Annotated in this window: 16 protein-coding genes; all 16 read left to right on the plus strand. The window is 64.7% G+C overall.

Going from position 1 to position 17,430, the window contains the following annotated elements:
• The first annotated feature begins 674 nt into the window (after positions 1–674).
• The gene (locus A9Z05_RS19825; RefSeq protein ID WP_256122037.1) at positions 675–1,451 is read left to right on the plus strand and encodes a LuxR C-terminal-related transcriptional regulator; all 777 of its coding nucleotides are present in this window, start codon (positions 675–677) and stop codon (positions 1,449–1,451) included.
• A 12-nt stretch (positions 1,452–1,463) separates the two neighbouring features.
• Positions 1,464–1,712, plus strand: coding sequence for a hypothetical protein (locus A9Z05_RS19830; protein WP_069619588.1), 249 nt, complete (start codon positions 1,464–1,466; stop codon positions 1,710–1,712).
• Between the two features lie 81 nt (positions 1,713–1,793).
• Entirely contained in the window at positions 1,794–5,819 is a 4,026-nt protein-coding gene (locus tag A9Z05_RS19835) for a DUF3683 domain-containing protein (RefSeq protein WP_069619589.1), read from the plus strand.
• A gap of 85 nt (positions 5,820–5,904) precedes the next feature.
• Entirely contained in the window at positions 5,905–6,348 is a 444-nt protein-coding gene (locus A9Z05_RS19840) for an HIT family protein (RefSeq protein ID WP_011546191.1), read from the plus strand.
• Entirely contained in the window at positions 6,345–6,758 is a 414-nt protein-coding gene (locus tag A9Z05_RS19845; protein ID WP_069619590.1) for a gamma-butyrobetaine hydroxylase-like domain-containing protein, read from the plus strand. The genes A9Z05_RS19840 and A9Z05_RS19845 overlap by 4 nt, the downstream gene beginning before the upstream one ends.
• A 52-nt stretch (positions 6,759–6,810) precedes the next feature.
• Positions 6,811–7,542 carry a bifunctional demethylmenaquinone methyltransferase/2-methoxy-6-polyprenyl-1,4-benzoquinol methylase UbiE gene (gene ubiE, locus A9Z05_RS19850; RefSeq protein WP_006477837.1) on the plus strand — a complete coding sequence of 244 codons (732 nt, stop codon included), beginning with the start codon at positions 6,811–6,813 and terminating at the stop codon, positions 7,540–7,542.
• Between the two features lie 41 nt (positions 7,543–7,583).
• Positions 7,584–8,618, plus strand: coding sequence for a Tim44 domain-containing protein (locus tag A9Z05_RS19855; RefSeq protein ID WP_069619591.1), 1,035 nt, complete (start codon positions 7,584–7,586; stop codon positions 8,616–8,618).
• Between the two features lie 163 nt (positions 8,619–8,781).
• Positions 8,782–9,408 carry an SCP2 domain-containing protein gene (locus A9Z05_RS19860; RefSeq protein ID WP_006487883.1) on the plus strand — a complete coding sequence of 209 codons (627 nt, stop codon included), beginning with the start codon at positions 8,782–8,784 and terminating at the stop codon, positions 9,406–9,408.
• 12 nt (positions 9,409–9,420) lie between these two features.
• Entirely contained in the window at positions 9,421–10,998 is a 1,578-nt protein-coding gene (ubiB, locus tag A9Z05_RS19865; RefSeq protein ID WP_050014696.1) for a ubiquinone biosynthesis regulatory protein kinase UbiB, read from the plus strand.
• Positions 10,999–11,015: 17 nt separating this feature from the next.
• Positions 11,016–11,642 carry a methyltransferase domain-containing protein gene (locus tag A9Z05_RS19870; RefSeq protein WP_069619592.1) on the plus strand — a complete coding sequence of 209 codons (627 nt, stop codon included), beginning with the start codon at positions 11,016–11,018 and terminating at the stop codon, positions 11,640–11,642.
• Positions 11,643–11,738: 96 nt separating this feature from the next.
• Entirely contained in the window at positions 11,739–12,092 is a 354-nt protein-coding gene (locus A9Z05_RS19875) for an FmdB family zinc ribbon protein (protein WP_069619593.1), read from the plus strand.
• A 61-nt stretch (positions 12,093–12,153) separates the two neighbouring features.
• A complete protein-coding gene (locus tag A9Z05_RS19880) occupies positions 12,154–12,804 on the plus strand; it encodes a DUF502 domain-containing protein (protein ID WP_006477842.1) in 651 nt (216 codons plus the stop codon).
• Between the two features lie 67 nt (positions 12,805–12,871).
• Positions 12,872–14,674, plus strand: a complete 1,803-nt coding sequence (gene aspS / locus A9Z05_RS19885) for an aspartate--tRNA ligase (protein WP_006477843.1) — start codon at positions 12,872–12,874, stop codon at positions 14,672–14,674.
• A gap of 159 nt (positions 14,675–14,833) precedes the next feature.
• Entirely contained in the window at positions 14,834–15,328 is a 495-nt protein-coding gene (nudB, locus tag A9Z05_RS19890) for a dihydroneopterin triphosphate diphosphatase (protein WP_069619594.1), read from the plus strand.
• Complete coding sequence (gene clsB / locus A9Z05_RS19895) at positions 15,325–16,599, plus strand: cardiolipin synthase ClsB (RefSeq protein ID WP_069619595.1); 1,275 nt, start codon at positions 15,325–15,327, stop codon at positions 16,597–16,599. Before nudB ends, clsB begins: the two co-directional genes overlap by 4 nt.
• A gap of 200 nt (positions 16,600–16,799) precedes the next feature.
• The gene (locus tag A9Z05_RS19900) at positions 16,800–17,399 is read left to right on the plus strand and encodes a TetR/AcrR family transcriptional regulator (RefSeq protein ID WP_006477846.1); all 600 of its coding nucleotides are present in this window, start codon (positions 16,800–16,802) and stop codon (positions 17,397–17,399) included.
• Positions 17,400–17,430: the final 31 nt, after the last annotated feature.

A 17,430-nucleotide genomic window follows, 5' to 3' on the forward strand; every position in this document is an offset into this window, starting at 1 on the left:
TGGTCGCAAGAGCGCGACAGATATAACTGCATCTGGAAAGCATGATTTGACTGGCCGCATTTACTGAATTATCGAAACGGTAATTGATTGGCGTACATGCGAGCAATGTAAATAATTTGTCGCATTATACGAGGGCGTGAAATTCACGTCGGTCTATTTGTAAAGTTTTATGCTGTTCCGCGATCTTAGTTGTGACAAGATGCCGCACTTTGGCCGATTGTTGAAATATTCTGCAAAATCGAATCGTTTTAGTGCAATTAAATCGCAATTTCCTGCTGTAATATCAAAGAAAGGTTCATTACATATTTTTTTCGAAAAGTAATGTTGCTGTCTTCTGTCCTCCGATATACTTGCGCAACTTCAAGTTTAGAGAGCGGAATCTAGACAGGTGGCCCGTATAGTGAACTGTTTCAGCCATTGGCAAAGTAAATAATTCAGATGTTAATGGTCTTGTGTAATTGGTTTGCATTCCTCGTGAGTACTGGTTATCAAAACATGGTTCGCGAACGATGGCTGCCTAGACGTTGCCATCAGATACTGTCGCAGTGTTCGCACGTAGAAAACAAGCAGCGTTGGATTGCCCGTCCGGTAAGGCCTTGAAGCTTTGGCAGATATTCGGATGCCAGAGCATGTCAACGAATACGAATCTTGTCTTTTCATAAGGGCCCGGAAAATTGGAGACCTTTTCTCGCATCATTGGCGAGATTCTTCGTCCCAACGGTTTGACCGAGGGGATCGATCAACTCGCGGAAAAAATCGGACGCGTGATTCCGTTCGACAAGTGTTTGATTTTGCACGGCGGCAGCGGCGATCCGGCTTCTCACGGGCTGATATATCGCTATGGGGCTGCGAGCGACGCCGGAATCCGGCGAGGCGTGACTCTGTTTGGTCCCGGAATCGATATCGATCGATATCTGAGTTGCTTCGCATTGTCCGATCGTCAGGATCATACGTTCCGCTGGCGCGATCTCGACGGGGAAGTGCCACAACGCGATGCGCAGGTCAACGATGTCGCGTCGTACATGCGGGGGCGGGGTATGGTCGCTTGCATCGGCGCTCCACCCGGTGATTCGACGGCCATTCGGACTGTGCTGCAACTGAAGTGCGAAGACATGACGTTGCATTCGGCGTTGCTCGTCAGTCTCATCGCCATGCATTTGCATGCAGCGTTGACCCAGAAGATTGCGCGGCAGAACCGGGAGGGCGTGGACCTGTGCGCAGCCGGTCTCCAGCCGGATGCTTGCGAAAGCTCGAACAGGATTCAGTTCACGAGAAAGGAATCCGATGTAATCAAATGGGTAGTCGAAGGCAAGACTGCCTGGGAAATCGGCCGGATACTTTCCATGTCGGAAAGAACGGTCAAGTTTCATCTGACGAACGTCTATGAAAAGCTGCGTGTGTCGAATAGAGCGCAAGCGGTGGCGAAGGTTAGCCGTCTGGGATTGATCTAGGAGAGTTCGGGAATGTCTTTCAAGGAAAAGGTCAAGGCATTTGTCGCACGTCATGGGTTTACGTACAAAGCCTATATTTTGTCGATTCTCTTTCTGCCGCCGGCAGCACTTTATATCGCATGGAAGCGACCGGGTTTGCCGGTCCCGGGCCGTGTCTTGCTGTGCGTGACCGGCGTGCTTGCGCCTCCGTTGGTCGGTATCGCCACGGCGATGATGCTGAAAGGCGCATTCGATTTGATCCGGACAGTCGTTTCCGTTTAGTTTCCCTGCCGGTTGCCGAATACGATTCCGCTTTCCCGAGCGTGGTTCTCGATCGCTTCATCATTCATTCCATAAACGCCAATGAATGCCCGACTACCAACCGTACAATTGTTAGAGTGTGTTCGGGCAATAGCAGGATTACATGAGCCGTCGCGCAATATTCCGTATAACTACACGTCGTTTTCCGATCGAGAGATCGTGATCCGCCTGCTCGGCGAGGCGGCGTGGGCGGTGCTCGACGAACTGCGCGCCGAGCGCCGCACAGGCCGCTCGGCGCGGATGCTCTGCGAAGTGCTCGGCGACATCTGGATCGTGCGCCGCAACCCATACCTGCAGGACGACCTGCTTGATAACCGAAGGCGTCGCCGGTTCCTGATCGCCACGATGCATGATCGGCTGTCCGAAATTGCAAGACGCCGTCGGGTGAGTGTGAGCGGATGGTACGACGACGCCGGCCGCGAACGCGCATCGCGCGTCGAGATGCTCGAGAGCGCCGCGCAGCGCGCGGTCAACGAATTCGCCGACGAATTCGACAAGATGGCCGAGCTGCGCCGCCGCGCGACCAAGGCGCTCGGCCGCTGCACGCAGAAGGACAACATCCGCTTCGACGGGCTGTCGCGCGTGTCGCACGTGACGGATGCGACCGACTGGCGCGTCGAATATCCGTTCGTCGTGCTGACGCCGGACACCGAAGCCGAGATCGCCGCGCTGATCAAGGCGTGCTTCGAGCTCGGCCTGACCGTGATCCCGCGCGGCGGCGGCACCGGCTACACGGGCGGCGCGGTGCCGCTCACGCCGTTCTCCGCGGTGATCAACACCGAGAAGCTCGAACAGCTCGGCGCGGTCGAGCTGACCGAGCTGCCGGGCGTCGCGCACAAGGTGCCGACGATCTTCTCCGGCGCGGGCGTCGTCACGCGCCGCGTCACCGAGGCGGCCGAAGCGGCCGGCTATGTGTTCGCGGTCGATCCGACTTCGCTCGACGCGTCGTGCATCGGCGGCAACGTCGCGATGAACGCCGGTGGCAAGAAGGCCGTGCTGTGGGGCACCGCGCTGGACAACCTCGCATGGTGGCGAATGGTCGACCCGGACGGCAACTGGCTCGAAGTCACGCGCCACGAGCACAACCAGGGCAAGATCCACGACATCGCGGTCGCGCGCTTCGAGCTGAAGTGGTTCGACGGCGCGTACGCGCCCGGCGAGAAGCTGCTCAAGACGGAGATGCTCGAGATCGAGGGCCGCCGGTTCCGCAAGGAAGGGCTCGGCAAGGACGTGACCGACAAGTTCCTCGCCGGCCTGCCGGGCGTGCAGAAGGAAGGCTGCGACGGGCTTATCACGTCCGCGCGCTGGGTGCTGCACAAGATGCCCGCGCACACGCGCACCGTGTGCCTCGAATTCTTCGGCCAGGCGCGCGAGGCGATCCCGAGCATCGTCGAGATCAAGGACTACCTGTTCGAGACGTCGAAGCAGGGCGGCGCGATCCTCGCGGGCCTCGAGCATCTCGACGAGCGCTACCTGCGCGCGGTCGGCTACGCGACCAAGAGCAAGCGCAATGCCTTCCCGAAGATGGTGCTGATCGGCGACATCGTCGGCGACGATGCGGATGCGGTCGCGCATGCGACGTCCGAGGTGATCCGGATGGCGAACGGCAAGAGCGGCGAAGGCTTCGTCGCGGTCAGCGCGGAGGCGCGCAAGCGCTTCTGGCTCGACCGCAGCCGCACGGCGGCGATCGCGAAGCACACGAACGCGTTCAAGATCAACGAGGACGTGGTGATCCCGCTGAACCGGATGGGCGAGTACACCGACGGCATCGAGCGGATCAACATCGAGCTGTCGCTGAAGAACAAGCTGCAGCTGGTCGACGCGCTCGAGGCGTTCTTCAAGGGCGGCAACCTGCCGCTCGGCAAGACCGACGACGCGAACGAGATCCCGAGCGCCGAACTGCTGGAAGACCGCGTGCAGCAGGCGCTGGAGCTGCTCAAGCGCGTGCGGGCACGCTGGGAATTCGTGCGCGACCGGCTCGACCAGCCGCTGCGCGAGGCGCAGCACTACCTGGTGCAGCTCGGCTACGAGGCGCTTGCGGAGAAGTTCGCCGATCGCGCGGACGAGCAGCCGGGCGCGACCGTGTTCCACATCACGCAGGACCGCACGGTGCGGATTTCGTGGAAGCAGGAGATCCGCGCGGAGCTGCGCGCGATCTTCAACGGCGGCGCGTTCAAGCCGATCCTCGACGAAGCGCAGGCGATCCACAAGCGCGTGCTGCGCGGGCGCGTGTTCGTCGCGCTGCATATGCACGCGGGCGACGGGAACGTCCATACGAACATCCCGGTCAACTCCGACAACTACGAGATGCTGCAGGACGCGCACGCGTCGGTGGCCCGCATCATGACGCTGGCGCGCTCGCTCGACGGCGTGATTTCCGGCGAACACGGGATCGGCATCACGAAGCTCGAATTCCTGACCGAGGACGAGATCGCCGAATTCCGTGCGTACAAGCAGCGCGTGGACCCGAACGGCCGCTTCAACAAGGGCAAGCTGCTCGACGGCGCCGATCTGCGCAACGCGTACACGCCGAGCTTCGGGCTGATGGGCTACGAATCGCTGATCATGCAGCAGTCCGACATCGGCGCGATCGCCGATTCGGTGAAGGACTGCCTGCGCTGCGGCAAGTGCAAGCCGGTGTGCGCGACGCACGTGCCGCGCGCGAACCTGCTGTACAGCCCGCGCAACAAGATCCTGGCGACGTCGCTGCTGGTCGAGGCGTTCCTGTACGAGGAGCAGACGCGCCGCGGCGTGTCGATCAAGCACTGGGACGAGTTCAACGACGTGGCCGACCACTGCACGGTGTGCCACAAGTGCGCGACGCCGTGCCCGGTGAAGATCGACTTCGGCGACGTGACGATGAACATGCGCAACCTGTTGCGCAAGATGGGCAAGAAGAAGTTCAACGCCGGCAATGCGGCGGGGATGTTCTTCCTGAACGCGACCAATCCGCAGACGATCAACCTCGCGCGCGGCGTGATGATGGGCGTGGGCTACAAGGTGCAGCGCTTCGCGAACGACATGCTGAAGAAGGTCGTGACGAAGCAGACGCAGCACCCGCCGGCGACGACGGGCAAGCCGCCGGCGGTCGAGCAGGTGATCCACTTCGTGAACAAGAAGATGCCGGGCAACCTGCCGAAGAAGACGGCGCGGGCGCTGCTGGACATCGAGGACAACAAGATCGTGCCGATCATCCGCAACCCGAAGTCGACGACGGTCGATTCGGAAGCGGTGTTCTACTTCCCGGGCTGCGGCTCGGAGCGGCTGTTCTCGCAGGTGGGGCTGGCGACGCAGGCGATGCTGTGGGAGGCGGGCGTGCAGACGGTGCTGCCGCCGGGCTACCTGTGCTGCGGCTATCCGCAGCGCGGCTCGGGGCAGTACGACAAGGCCGAGAAGATCGTGACGGACAACCGCGTGCTGTTCCACCGGGTCGCGAACACGCTGAACTACCTGGACATCAAGACGGTGGTGGTGTCGTGCGGCACCTGCTACGACCAGCTCGCGGGGTACGAATTCGACAAGATCTTCCCGGGCTGCCGGATCATCGACATCCACGAGTTCCTGCTCGAGAAGGGGATGAAGCTCGACGGGGTGACGGGCACGCGCTACATGTATCACGACCCGTGCCATACGCCGATCAAGACGATCGACCCGGTGAAGCTGGTCAACGAGCTGATGGGCGCGGAGAAAGACGGCTACAGGATCGAGAAGAACGATCGCTGCTGCGGCGAGTCGGGCACGCTGGCGGTCACGCGGCCGGACGTGTCGACGCAGGTGCGCTTCCGCAAGGAGGAGGAGATCCGCAAGGGGGCGGCGAAGCTGCGTGCGATTCCGGTGGTGGCGGGCGATGCGGCGGCGCCGGCGGCCGCGGGAGCGAACGGCCCGGACGTGAAGATCCTGACGAGCTGCCCGTCGTGCCTGCAGGGGCTGTCGCGCTACAACGAGGACGCGAACCTGGAGGCCGACTACATCGTGGTCGAGATCGCGCGTCAGGTGCTCGGCGAGAACTGGATGGCCGATTATGTCGCACGGGCCAACCATGGCGGGATCGAGCGCGTGCTGGTCTAATGCGGGCATGACGACCGCCCGACCGGGCCGGGACTGAGCGGGCGCCGGCGCAGCCGTGCCGGCGTCCGTCCACATGGGAGCGACGATGGAATGCGTGTTTTGCCGTGAAGACGGCGGCGAGGTGCTCTGGCAGGACGATGCGCTGCGCGTCGTGCTGGCCACGGGCGAGCACGACTACCCGGGTTTCTGCCGGGTGATCTGGGGTGCGCACGTGGCCGAGTTCTCCGATCTCGGCGAGCCCGAGCGGGCACATTTGATGCGCGTGGTCTACGCGGTCGAGCGGGCCGTGCGCCGCGTGATGCAACCGAACAAGGTGAATCTCGCGAGCCTCGGCAACATGGTGCCGCACGTGCACTGGCACGTGATTCCGCGCTTTTCCAACGATGCCCATTTCCCGCAGCCCGTGTGGGCGCCGCGCCAGCGCAGCGTGTCCGAGGCGCTGCTGCGCTCGCGCGCGGCGCAGGCCTCGCTGCTGCACAATGCGGTGCGCGAGGAAATTCAACGCATGACCGATTCGAGGCAAGCATGAGCGGTTTGACTTCCACGACGCCGATTCCGTCCGGCGTCGTCGTGCACGCGGTGTCGCGCGTGCTCGAATTGCAGTACCCGAACGGCGAGAACTTCCGGATTCCGTTCGAGCTGATGCGCGTCTATTCGCCGTCGGCCGAGGTGCGCGGCCACGGGCCCGGCCAGGAGACGTTGCAGACCGGCAAGCGCGAAGTGACGATCACCGCGCTCGAAGGCGTCGGCAACTACGCGCTGCAGCCGACGTTCTCCGACGGCCATTCGACCGGCATCTACTCGTGGGACCTGCTGTACGAGCTGGCGACGCAGCAGGACGCGCTGTGGCGCGATTATTTCGACAAACTGAAGGCGGCGGGCATCGAGCGCGACGCCCCGATGCAGGCGGCCCCAGCGCCGCACGGCCACTGCCACTGAAATCGACGGCGCCCGCTCGGCGCCGTCTTGCCATTTACTGAGGATCAACGCGATGAGCAAAACCCACTTCGGCTTCGAAAGCGTCGAGGAAAACGAAAAAGCGAAGAAAGTGGCGGGCGTGTTTCATTCGGTCGCGAGCAACTACGATCTGATGAACGACCTGATGTCGGCGGGCATGCACCGCGCGTGGAAGGCGTTCACGATCGCGCAGGCGAACGTGCGTCCCGGCTTCAAGGTGCTCGACATCGCGGCCGGCACCGGCGACCTCACCAAGTCGTTCGCGAAGGCGGCCGGGCCGACGGGCGAGGTCTGGCATACCGACATCAACGAATCGATGCTGCGCGTCGGCCGTGACCGCCTGCTCGACAAGGGCGTCGTGACGCCGTCGCTGCTGTGCGATGCCGAGAAAATCCCGTTTCCGGACAACTACTTCGACGTGGTCACGGTCGCATTCGGGTTGCGCAACATGACGCACAAGGATGCCGCGCTCGCCGAAATGCGTCGCGTGACGAAGCCCGGCGGCCGCGTGATGGTGCTGGAATTCTCGAAAGTCTGGGATCCGCTGAAAAAAGCGTACGACCTGTATTCTTTCAAAGTATTACCGTGGCTTGGCGACAAGTTCGCGAAAGATGCTGAAAGTTATCGGTATCTTGCTGAATCTATTCGGATGCACCCCGATCAGGACACGCTGAAGACGATGATGGAACAAGCGGGCCTCGATGCCGTCAAATATTACAATTTGTCAGGTGGCGTGGTAGCTTTACACCTAGGGACCAAGTACTAAGGGGTTCTTTCCCTACATTCGTCTTACATTCGGAGAAGCTGATGTCTGAATCGCGTTCGTTGTTCAACCGTAGCAAGCCGTCGAAGCCGTGGGCTCGACGGGTCGGCACGCTGCTGATGGTCGGCCTGCTCACGGCCGGCACGTTCGCATCGCTCGACGCCGAAGCGAAGCGCATGGGTGGCGGGCGCAGCATCGGCCGCCAGAGCTCCACCGTCACGCAGCGCCAGGCCACGCCGCCCGCGCAGCAGCCGATGCAGCAGGCCGCACCGTCGCAGGCGCAGCGTACGAACCCGGCCGCGCCCACGCCGGCCGCGCAGCCCAACCGCTCGCGCTGGCTCGGGCCGATCGCCGGTCTCGCGGCCGGTCTCGGCATCGCGGCGCTGCTGTCGCACTTCGGTCTCGGCGGCGCCTTCGCGAGCATGATGGCGAACGTCATCGTGATCGCGTTGCTCGCGATGGTCGGCATCTGGCTGGTCCGCAAGTTCATGAACCGCCGTCGCCCGCAGGAGCCGGCGTATTCGGTCGGCGGCGCGTCGTCGTCCTCGGGCGGCTATTCGCAAAGCCCGTCGTTCCAGCAGGGCAACACCGGCGGTAACTACGCGGGCAGCGGCAGCAGCTATGCGAACGAAGCGCAGGGCGTGTTCGGCGGCGGCGCGGCGGCCGCCGGCGCGGCAGGCGCGATGGCGGCTGCGCCGCTCCAGGTGCCGGCCGGCTTCGACACCGAAGCGTTCCTGCGCAGCGCGAAGGTCTACTTCGTGCGCCTGCAGGCGGCGTGGGATCAGGGCAACCTGGCCGACATCCGCGAGTTCACGACGCCCGAAATGTTCGCCGAGATCAAGATCGACCTCGATTCCCGAGGCAACGACGCGAACCAGACCGACGTCGTGCAGCTCGACGCGGAACTGGTCGCGATCGAGGATCGCGGCATCGAGCAGTCGGCGAGCGTGCGCTTCCACGGCCTGATCCGCGAAGCGGCGAATACGTCGGCTGCGCCGTTCGACGAGGTCTGGAACCTGTCGAAGTCGGGCAGTCAGGGCTGGCTGCTCGCGGGTATCCAGCAGATCAACACGCATTGAGCGTGGCCGGCGGCCCGTGCCGCCGGTCACCCGGGCGACGGCCGCCGCCCTGCGACCGCTTGCCGCCCGCGTGTACGGTCAGGCACGGTCCGCCATCGATCCGACGTTACAATAGAAACCCGCGTGGGCGCCCGGCCTGCGCGGGTTTTTCTTTCCCAGCCCGATGACCTTTGCCGCCAAGCCTTTTGCTGCTGCCGTCAATCACCTGCTCGCGCGCGAATCGTGGGCGCGCGACCGCCTGATTCCCTACGCGGGCAAGACTGCCCGGATCGACGTGCCTCCCGTCACGCTCACGCTGCTGGTGCAGCCCGACGGCTATCTGTCGGCTGTCGACGCGCACGATGCGCAACAGGTCGACGTGTCGATCGCGCTTGCCGGCGATACGGTCGCCGCGTTCCTGCAGGGCGGCCAGGCGGCCGTGATGAAGCACGTGAAGATCGAGGGCGACGCGGAATTCGCGACGCAGATCGCTAAGCTGGCCGAGCATCTGCGCTGGGAACCGGAAGAAGATCTCGCGAAGCTGGTCGGCGACGCGGCGGCGTACCGGATCGCGACGGTCGTGCGCGACGCCGGCGCGCGCGCGCGCCGCACCGGCCGCAACGTGCTCGACTCCGTCGCCGAATACTGGCTCGACGAGAACCCGCAAGTCGTCCGGCGCGCGTCGCTCGGCGGCTTCGACGCCGAACTGGCGCGCGCACGCGATGCGCTCGCGCGGGTCGAAAAGCGGGTCGAGCGACTCGAACAAAAAATCGGCGCGCGCACGGGTTCCGGCCCGCGCGGCGCGCACTGAGGGCCGCAGGGCATGCGCATTTTCCGTTTCATCAAGATTGTCTACACCGTCATCCGCTTTGGTCTCGACGAAGTGATGCTGTCCCGGATCGACGACCGGCGCGTGAAGCTGCTGCTGCGGATCACGACGATCGGCCGCCGCTACTCCGATCCGCCCGCCGTGCGGCTGCGCCACGCGCTCGAAAGCCTCGGCCCGATCTTCGTGAAGTTCGGCCAGGTGCTGTCGACGCGCCGCGACCTGCTGTCGGTCGATTTCGCGAACGAACTCGCGAAGCTGCAGGACCAGGTGCCGCCGTTCGATTCGGCCGTCGCGATCGCGATCATCGAGAAGTCGCTCGGCGCGCCGGTCGACGAACTGTTCGACGAATTCGAGCGCGAGCCGATCGCGAGCGCATCGATCGCGCAGGTGCATTTCGCGAAGCTGAAGCAGGGCGTGCACGCGGGCAAGGCGGTCGCCGTCAAGGTGCTGCGGCCGAACATGCTGCCGGTGATCGATTCCGACCTCGCGCTGATGCGCGACATCGCGACGTGGACCGAGCGCATGTGGGCCGACGGCCGGCGCCTGAAGCCGCGCGAGGTCGTCGCCGAATTCGACAAGTACCTGCACGACGAGCTCGACCTGATGCGCGAGGCCGCGAACGGCAGCCAGCTGCGCCGCAACTTCGCGGGCCTCGACCTGCTGCTCGTGCCCGAGATGTTCTGGGATTTCTCGACGTCGCAGGTGCTCGTGATGGAGCGCATGACCGGCGTGCCGATCAGCCAGGTCGAGACGCTGCGCTCGGCCGGCGTCGACATCAAGAAGCTCGCGCGCGAAGGCGTCGAGATCTTCTTCACGCAGGTGTTCCGCGACGGTTTCTTCCATGCGGACATGCACCCCGGCAACATCCAGGTGAGCCTCGACCCGAACACGTTCGGCCGATATATCGCGCTCGATTTCGGGATCGTCGGCGCGCTGTCCGATTTCGACAAGAACTACCTCGCGCAGAACTTCCTCGCGTTCTTCAAGCGCGACTACCACCGCGTCGCGACGCTGCACCTCGAATCGGGCTGGGTGCCGCCGGAGACGCGCGTCGAGGAACTCGAAAGCGCGATCCGCGCGGTGTGCGAGCCGTATTTCGATCGCGCGCTGAAGGACATTTCGCTCGGCCAGGTGCTGATGCGTCTGTTCTCGACGTCGCGCCGCTTCAATGTCGAGATCCAGCCGCAGCTCGTGCTGCTGCAGAAGACGATGCTGAACGTCGAGGGGCTCGGCCGTTCGCTCGACCCCGAACTCGACCTGTGGAAGACCGCGAAGCCGTATCTCGAGCGCTGGATGACCGAGCAGATCGGCCTGCGCGGCTGGTACGAGCGGTTCAAGGTCGAGGCGCCGCAGTGGAGCAAGACGCTGCCGCAACTACCGCGCCTCATCCACCATGCGATGGCCGCGCGCCACGACGCGCCGCGTGCCGCGAGCGAGGAGCTGATGCGTCAGGTCCTCGTCGAGCAGAAACGGACGAACCGGCTGCTGCAGGCGTTGCTGATCTTCGGCCTGGCCGTCGGCGTCGGGGCGCTCGTCGCGCGCGTGCTGCTCGCGCTCGCGTACGGCGCTTGATCGAAAGGAGCCGCACGATGTCCGAACCGAAACAACCGTCCGTGCCGGGCGCCGCCGATTTCGCGACGCGCGACCCCGGCAGCGCATCGTTCTGGGACGAGCGTTTCGCACGCGGCGTGACGCCGTGGGAATTCGGCGGCGTGCCGGACGGGTTTCGCGCATTCGCGCAGCGGCGCGATTCGTGTGCGGTGCTGATTCCCGGCTGCGGCAGTGCGCAGGAGGCCGGCTGGCTCGCGCAGGCCGGCTGGCCGGTGCGTGCGATCGATTTCGCCGCGCAGGCGGTCGCCGCGGCGAAGGCGCAGCTCGGCGCGCACGCGGACGTCGTCGAGCAGGCCGATTTCTTCACGTACCGGCCGCCGTTCGACGTGCAGTGGGTGTACGAGCGTGCGTTCCTGTGCGCGTTGCCGCCGAGCCTGCGTGCGGGCTATGTGGCGCGGATGGCCGAGCTGCTGCCCCCGGGCGGATTGCTGGCCGGCTATTTCTTCGTGGTGGCGAAGCCGAAGGGGCCGCCGTTCGGAATCGAGCGGGCGGAACTCGACGCGCTGCTCGCGCCGCACTTCGAGCTGGTCGAGGATTTGCCCGTGACCGATTCGCTGGCCGTGTTCGACGGGCACGAGCGCTGGCTCACGTGGCGTCGCCGCTGATGCGCGGGCGTCGCGGCCGTTGCCGGAGCGCGCCGGGGTTTCGGCTATAATTCAAGGTTTTGCAAGCCGTTTCCAGTTTCTGCGGGAAAAAATATCATGCCGATCTACGCCTATCGATGCGAAGCGTGCGGTTTCGCGAAGGACGTGCTCCAGAAGATGAGCGACGCGCCGCTGTCGCAATGCCCTGAATGCGGGAAGGATGCTTTTCGCAAACAGGTGACCGCCGCCGGTTTCCAGCTGAAGGGCTCGGGGTGGTATGTCACCGATTTCCGCGGCGGCTCGGGCGGCGCCAGCGCACCGGCGACGGCGTCGGGCGACGCGGCGCCGGCGGCGCCCGCGACGGAAGCCGCAACCACCGCGGCCGCGCCGGCTGCGGCGAGCAGTTCGGGCAGCACCACGGCGACGAGCGCCGCGCCGGCTCCGGCCGCGACGCCCGCCGCCGGCAGTTGACCGTCGCGGCCCGGCCGGGTCGCGACCAACCCGCGCTTCCGGCGCGGTTCATTGACGGCAGATGATGAAAAAGACGACCCTGAAAACGGTGTTCCTGACCGGCTTGCTGGTTCTCGTCCCGCTCGCGATCACGCTGTGGGTGCTCGGCCTCATCATCGGCACGATGGACCAGACGCTGCTCCTGCTGCCCGAATCGTGGCAGCCCGAGCGGATGCTCGGCTTCCATCTGCCGGGGATCGGCGCGGTGCTGACGCTCGCGTTCATCTTCGTCGTCGGGCTGGCCACGCAGAACTTCATCGGCCAGAAGCTCGTCACGTGGTGGAACGCGGTCGTGCGTCACATCCCGGTCGTCGGGCCGATCTACACGAGCGTCAAGCAGGTGTCGGACACGCTGCTGTCGAGCAGCGGCAATGCGTTCCGCAAGGCGCTGCTGATCGAATACCCGCGCCGCGGCTCGTATACGATCGCGTTTCTGACCGGCACGCCCGGCGGCGACGTGGTCAACCATCTGACGGAAGAGTACGTGAGCGTGTACGTGCCCACGACGCCGAACCCGACGTCGGGCTTCTTCCTGATGCTGCCGAAGAGTGAAGTCATCGAACTCGACATGTCGGTCGATGCCGCGCTCAAGTACATCGTCTCGATGGGCGTCGTGGCGCCTTCGGCGCCGGCTCCGGCGCCCGCCCGCCGTCCCGTCGAGCCGCCGCTGTAAGTAAAGAATCATCGCCCGGGCCGCGCGTTGCGGCGCCCGTTGATCAAACCGAACGAAAGCAAACATCATGTCGATGCGTACTGAATACTGCGGTCTCGTGACCGAACACCTGCTGGGCCAAACCGTGTCGCTGTGCGGCTGGGTGCAGCGCCGCCGCGATCACGGCGGTGTGATCTTCATCGACCTGCGCGATCGTGAAGGCCTCGTGCAGGTGGTGTGCGACCCGGATCGCGCGGAAATGTTCGCGACCGCCGAAGGCGTGCGCAACGAGTTCTGCGTGCAGATCAAGGGCCTCGTGCGCAACCGTCCGGAAGGCACGGTCAACGCCGGCCTGAAGAGCGGCAAGATCGAAGTGCTGTGCCACGAACTGAACGTGCTGAACGCGTCGGTCACGCCGCCGTTCCAGCTCGACGACGACAACCTGTCGGAAACGACGCGCCTCACGCACCGCGTGCTCGACCTGCGCCGCCCGCAGATGCAGCACAACCTGCGCCTGCGCTACCGCGTCGCGATCGAGGCGCGCAAGTATCTCGACGAGCAGGGCTTCATCGACATCGAAACGCCGATGCTGACGAAGAGCACGCCGGAAGGCGCGCGCGACTACCTCGTGCCGTCGCGCGTGAACGCGGGCCAGTTCTTCGCGCTGCCGCAGTCGCCGCAGCTGTTCAAGCAGCTGCTGATGGTCGCGAACTTCGACCGTTACTACCAGATCACCAAGTGCTTCCGCGACGAGGATCTGCGCGCCGACCGTCAGCCGGAATTCACGCAGATCGACTGCGAAACGTCGTTCCTCGGCGAGCAGGAAATCCGCGACCTGTTCGAAGACATGATCCGTCACATCTTCAAGACGACGATCGACGTCGAACTCGACGCGAAATTCCCGGTGATGCCGTACTCGGAAGCGATGGCGCGTTTCGGTTCGGACAAGCCGGACCTGCGCGTGCAGCTCGAATTCACCGAGCTGACCGACGCGATGAAGGACGTCGATTTCAAGGTGTTCAGCACGCCGGCCAACGCGAAGGACGGCCGGGTCGCGGCGCTGCGCGTGCCGAAGGGCGGCGAGCTGTCGCGCGGCGACATCGACGGCTACACGGAATTCGTGCGCATCTACGGCGCGAAGGGCCTCGCCTGGATCAAGGTCAACGAGAAGGCGAAGGGCCGCGACGGCCTGCAAAGCCCGATCGTGAAGAACCTGCACGACGCATCGATCGCGGCGATCCTCGAGCGCACCGGCGCTGAAGACGGCGACATCATCTTCTTCGCGGCCGATCGCGCGAAGGTCGTCAACGACAGCCTCGGCGCGCTGCGCCTGAAGATCGGCCATTCGGAATTCGGCAAGGCGAACGGCCTCGTCCAGGCCGGCTGGAAGCCGCTGTGGGTCGTCGACTTCCCGATGTTCGAATACGACGACGAAGACGCGCGCTACGTCGCCGCGCACCATCCGTTCACGAGCCCGAAGGACGAGCACCTCGAGTACCTCGAGACCGACCCGGGCCGCTGCCTCGCGAAGGCGTACGACATGGTGCTGAACGGCTGGGAAATCGGCGGCGGCTCGGTGCGTATCCACCGCGAGGAAGTGCAGAGCAAGGTGTTCCGCGCGCTGAAGATCGGCGCGGAAGAGGCGCAACTGAAGTTCGGCTTCCTGCTGGACGCGCTGCAGTACGGCGCGCCGCCGCACGGCGGTATCGCATTCGGTCTCGACCGCATCGTCACGATGATGGCCGGCGCCGATTCGATCCGCGACGTGATCGCGTTCCCGAAGACGCAGCGCGCGCAGGATCTGCTCACGCAGGCGCCGAGCCCGGTCGACGAACGTCAGCTGCGCGAGCTGCACATCCGTCTGCGTCAGCCGGAGCAGCCGAAGGCGTAACGCGCTTCTCGCAGGTCGTGTGCGCGCGGTCACGCCCACACGACGCCCATGAAAAAGGCGCAGCGATGCGCCTTTTTCATTTTTTGCGGTACAGTCGCAGCACTTGCCGCACGTTCGGGCACAGGCCCCGCGCACGGCCCTGCGCCGCATGAAACAAAGATGACGAAGCCGCCGAAAATCCCCGAATCCGTTCTCGTCGTGATCTACACGCCCGATCTCGATGTGCTCGTGATCAAGCGTGCCGACCAGCCCGATTTCTGGCAATCGGTCACCGGCTCGAAGGACGCGCTCGACGAGCCGCTCGCGCTCACCGCCGCGCGCGAGGTGGCCGAGGAAACCGGCATCGCGGTCGGCACGCCGGCCGTGCCGGCCACCGCGCTCGTCGACTGGCATCACCGGATCGAATACACGATCTATCCGCAATACCTGCACCGCTATGCGCCGGGCGTCACGCGCAACGTCGAGCACTGGTTCGGCCTGTGCGTGCCGCATCGCGTCGACGTGACGCTGTCGCCGCGCGAGCACGTCGACCATGCTTGGCTGCCGTTCCGCGAGGCGGCCGCGCGCTGCTTCTCGCCATCGAACGCCGAGGCGATCCTGCAATTGCCCGCGCGCGTGGCCCTCGCGCGTGCGCCGCACGGCTCGTCCGCATGAATGCGGAGACCCGCAAGCGCTTCGCGCAATTGCGGCAGATGTTCCTGCAGGAGCGCGGCTCCGCGTCGCGGCTCGCGTTTACGGCCGGCAATACCGTGCGGCTGTGCGAAACCGGCGCGGAATTCTTCCAGGCGCTGATCGAACGGATCGATGCGGCGCGCGAGCAGGTGATGCTCGAAACCTACATCTTCTGCGACGATGCGGCCGGCCGCCCGGTGTCGGACGCGCTGATCCGCGCGACGCAGCGCGGCGTGCGCGTGCGCGTGATCACCGACGGCATCGGCACCGCCCGCCTGCCGCTGTTCGACACATGGGCAGGGGCCGGCGTCGAGCACTGCATCTACAACCGCTTCCTGTTCGGCCGCTTCGGCTTCTCGCGCACGCACCGCAAGCTCGCGGTGATCGATCACGCGGTCGCGTTCTGCGGCGGCATCAACATCGTCGACGACTACACGCAGGGCAGCGCGACGCTGCCGTTCCCGCGCTGGGATTTCGCGGTCGAGATGGCGGGGCCGGCGGTGTCCGACGTGCGCGCCGCGTTCGAGCTGCAGTGGCACCGGATCCGGTTCGGCCACAAGCCGTATGCGCAGTACGCGGCCGGGCTGCATGGCGGCGAAGCGTTCCCGGAGATGTTCCGGCGCTGGATGCGCAGCCACCGATGGATCAAGGCCGGCGCGCTGCGGGTCGTGACCGAGCCGAGCGTTGCATTCGTCGCGCGCGACAACGTCGTGAACCGCCGCGCGATCGAGAAGGCCTATCTCGCGGCGATCGGCCAGGCGCGCCAGCGGATCCTGCTCGCGAATCCGTATTTCATGCCGGGCCGCAAGCTCCGCCGCGCGCTGACGGGGGCGGCACGGCGCGGCGTGGACGTGCAGGTGCTGATCGGCCGCAAGGAGTTCACGGCGCTCGATACGGCCGTACCGTTCCTGTATCACTCGCTGTTGCGCGCGGGCGTGCGCGTCGCCGAATATGACAAGACGATCCTGCACGGCAAGGTCGCCGTGATCGACGACAACTGGGCGACGGTCGGTTCGTCGAATCTGGACGCGCTGAGCCTGATGCTGAACAATGAAGCGAACGTCGTGCTGGTGCGCTACGATGCAGTGACGAACCAGTTGCGCGACGCGATCGCCACCGCGTTCGCCGAAGGCCGGGAGATCGACGCCGCGCACTACGCGGCGCGCCCGCGCGTCGAGCGGCTGCTGAACTGGCTTGCGTACAACACGTACCGCCTCGTGATGAAGGCGCTGACGGTCGGCGGTTACGACTGACGCAGACTAAGTATTCGCTTCAAAAAATCTGTCCGCACGTTCGTGCGGAAAAGCCGCTCCGGTCCCGCCGGAATCGCGCAAAATAGCGGCTCGGTTAGACACCGGTTTCTAATAATTTCCTTGTTTCGCGAGCGGCTGCACTCAATAATAGTACGGCCGTTCGATTTTATTCGAACCCCCGAACGGTTACAGAAATAGCTATGCGAAAAGGCGAACAGACGCGTGCCGCGATACTCGAAGCTGCTTTGGACCTCGCCAGCCGTGACGGGCTGGAGGGGCTGACGATCGGCCTGCTGGCCGAGCGCATGCAGATGAGCAAGAGCGGCGTGTTCGCGCACTTCGGATCGCGCGAAGACCTGCAGGTCGAGGTCGTCCGCGAGTACCACCATCGTTTCGAAAACGAGGTGTTCTTTCCGAGCCTGCGCGAGTCGCGCGGTCTGCCGCGTCTTCGGGCGATGCTGGCGCGCTGGATCGAGAAGCGCATCCAGGAGGTGACGACCGGGTGCATCTACATCAGCGGCGCAGTGGAGTACGACGACCGGCCGGACAGCCCCGTGCGCGAGCAGTTGATCGCGAGCGTGACCGCCTGGCGTGCCGCGTTGCTGCGCGCCATTTCGCAGGCGATGGAAGAAGGGCATCTGCGCGCGGATACGGATCCGGAACTGATGCTCTTCGAGTTGTACAGCTTCACGCTCGGCCTGCATCACGACGCACGCTTCCTGCATTCTCCGGACGCCGTGCGCCTCACGTGGGCCGCGCTGGAAAAGACGATTGTTTCGTATCAGAGCGAGAGCCGTTAGCGGCGCGTGACCCGCCCGCCACGAGCTCGAG

Origin of the sequence: Burkholderia sp. A2 (genome assembly GCF_001729305.1) — a bacterium.
GTDB classification, from domain to species: Bacteria; Pseudomonadota; Gammaproteobacteria; order Burkholderiales; family Burkholderiaceae; genus Burkholderia; species Burkholderia sola.

Coding starts and splice junctions, on each gene's coding strand:
- A9Z05_RS19870 (WP_069619592.1), top strand. CDS start 11,016: ATGTCCGAACCGAAACAACCGTCCGTGCCGGGCGCCGCCGATTTCGCG.
- A9Z05_RS19835 (WP_069619589.1), top strand. CDS start 1,794: ATGAATGCCCGACTACCAACCGTACAATTGTTAGAGTGTGTTCGGGCA.
- ubiE (WP_006477837.1), top strand. CDS start 6,811: ATGAGCAAAACCCACTTCGGCTTCGAAAGCGTCGAGGAAAACGAAAAA.
- A9Z05_RS19875 (WP_069619593.1), top strand. CDS start 11,739: ATGCCGATCTACGCCTATCGATGCGAAGCGTGCGGTTTCGCGAAGGAC.
- A9Z05_RS19855 (WP_069619591.1), top strand. CDS start 7,584: ATGTCTGAATCGCGTTCGTTGTTCAACCGTAGCAAGCCGTCGAAGCCG.
- A9Z05_RS19860 (WP_006487883.1), top strand. CDS start 8,782: ATGACCTTTGCCGCCAAGCCTTTTGCTGCTGCCGTCAATCACCTGCTC.
- ubiB (WP_050014696.1), top strand. CDS start 9,421: ATGCGCATTTTCCGTTTCATCAAGATTGTCTACACCGTCATCCGCTTT.
- A9Z05_RS19845 (WP_069619590.1), top strand. CDS start 6,345: ATGAGCGGTTTGACTTCCACGACGCCGATTCCGTCCGGCGTCGTCGTG.
- nudB (WP_069619594.1), top strand. CDS start 14,834: ATGACGAAGCCGCCGAAAATCCCCGAATCCGTTCTCGTCGTGATCTAC.
- A9Z05_RS19830 (WP_069619588.1), top strand. CDS start 1,464: ATGTCTTTCAAGGAAAAGGTCAAGGCATTTGTCGCACGTCATGGGTTT.
- aspS (WP_006477843.1), top strand. CDS start 12,872: ATGTCGATGCGTACTGAATACTGCGGTCTCGTGACCGAACACCTGCTG.
- A9Z05_RS19880 (WP_006477842.1), top strand. CDS start 12,154: ATGATGAAAAAGACGACCCTGAAAACGGTGTTCCTGACCGGCTTGCTG.
- A9Z05_RS19900 (WP_006477846.1), top strand. CDS start 16,800: ATGCGAAAAGGCGAACAGACGCGTGCCGCGATACTCGAAGCTGCTTTG.
- A9Z05_RS19840 (WP_011546191.1), top strand. CDS start 5,905: ATGGAATGCGTGTTTTGCCGTGAAGACGGCGGCGAGGTGCTCTGGCAG.
- clsB (WP_069619595.1), top strand. CDS start 15,325: ATGAATGCGGAGACCCGCAAGCGCTTCGCGCAATTGCGGCAGATGTTC.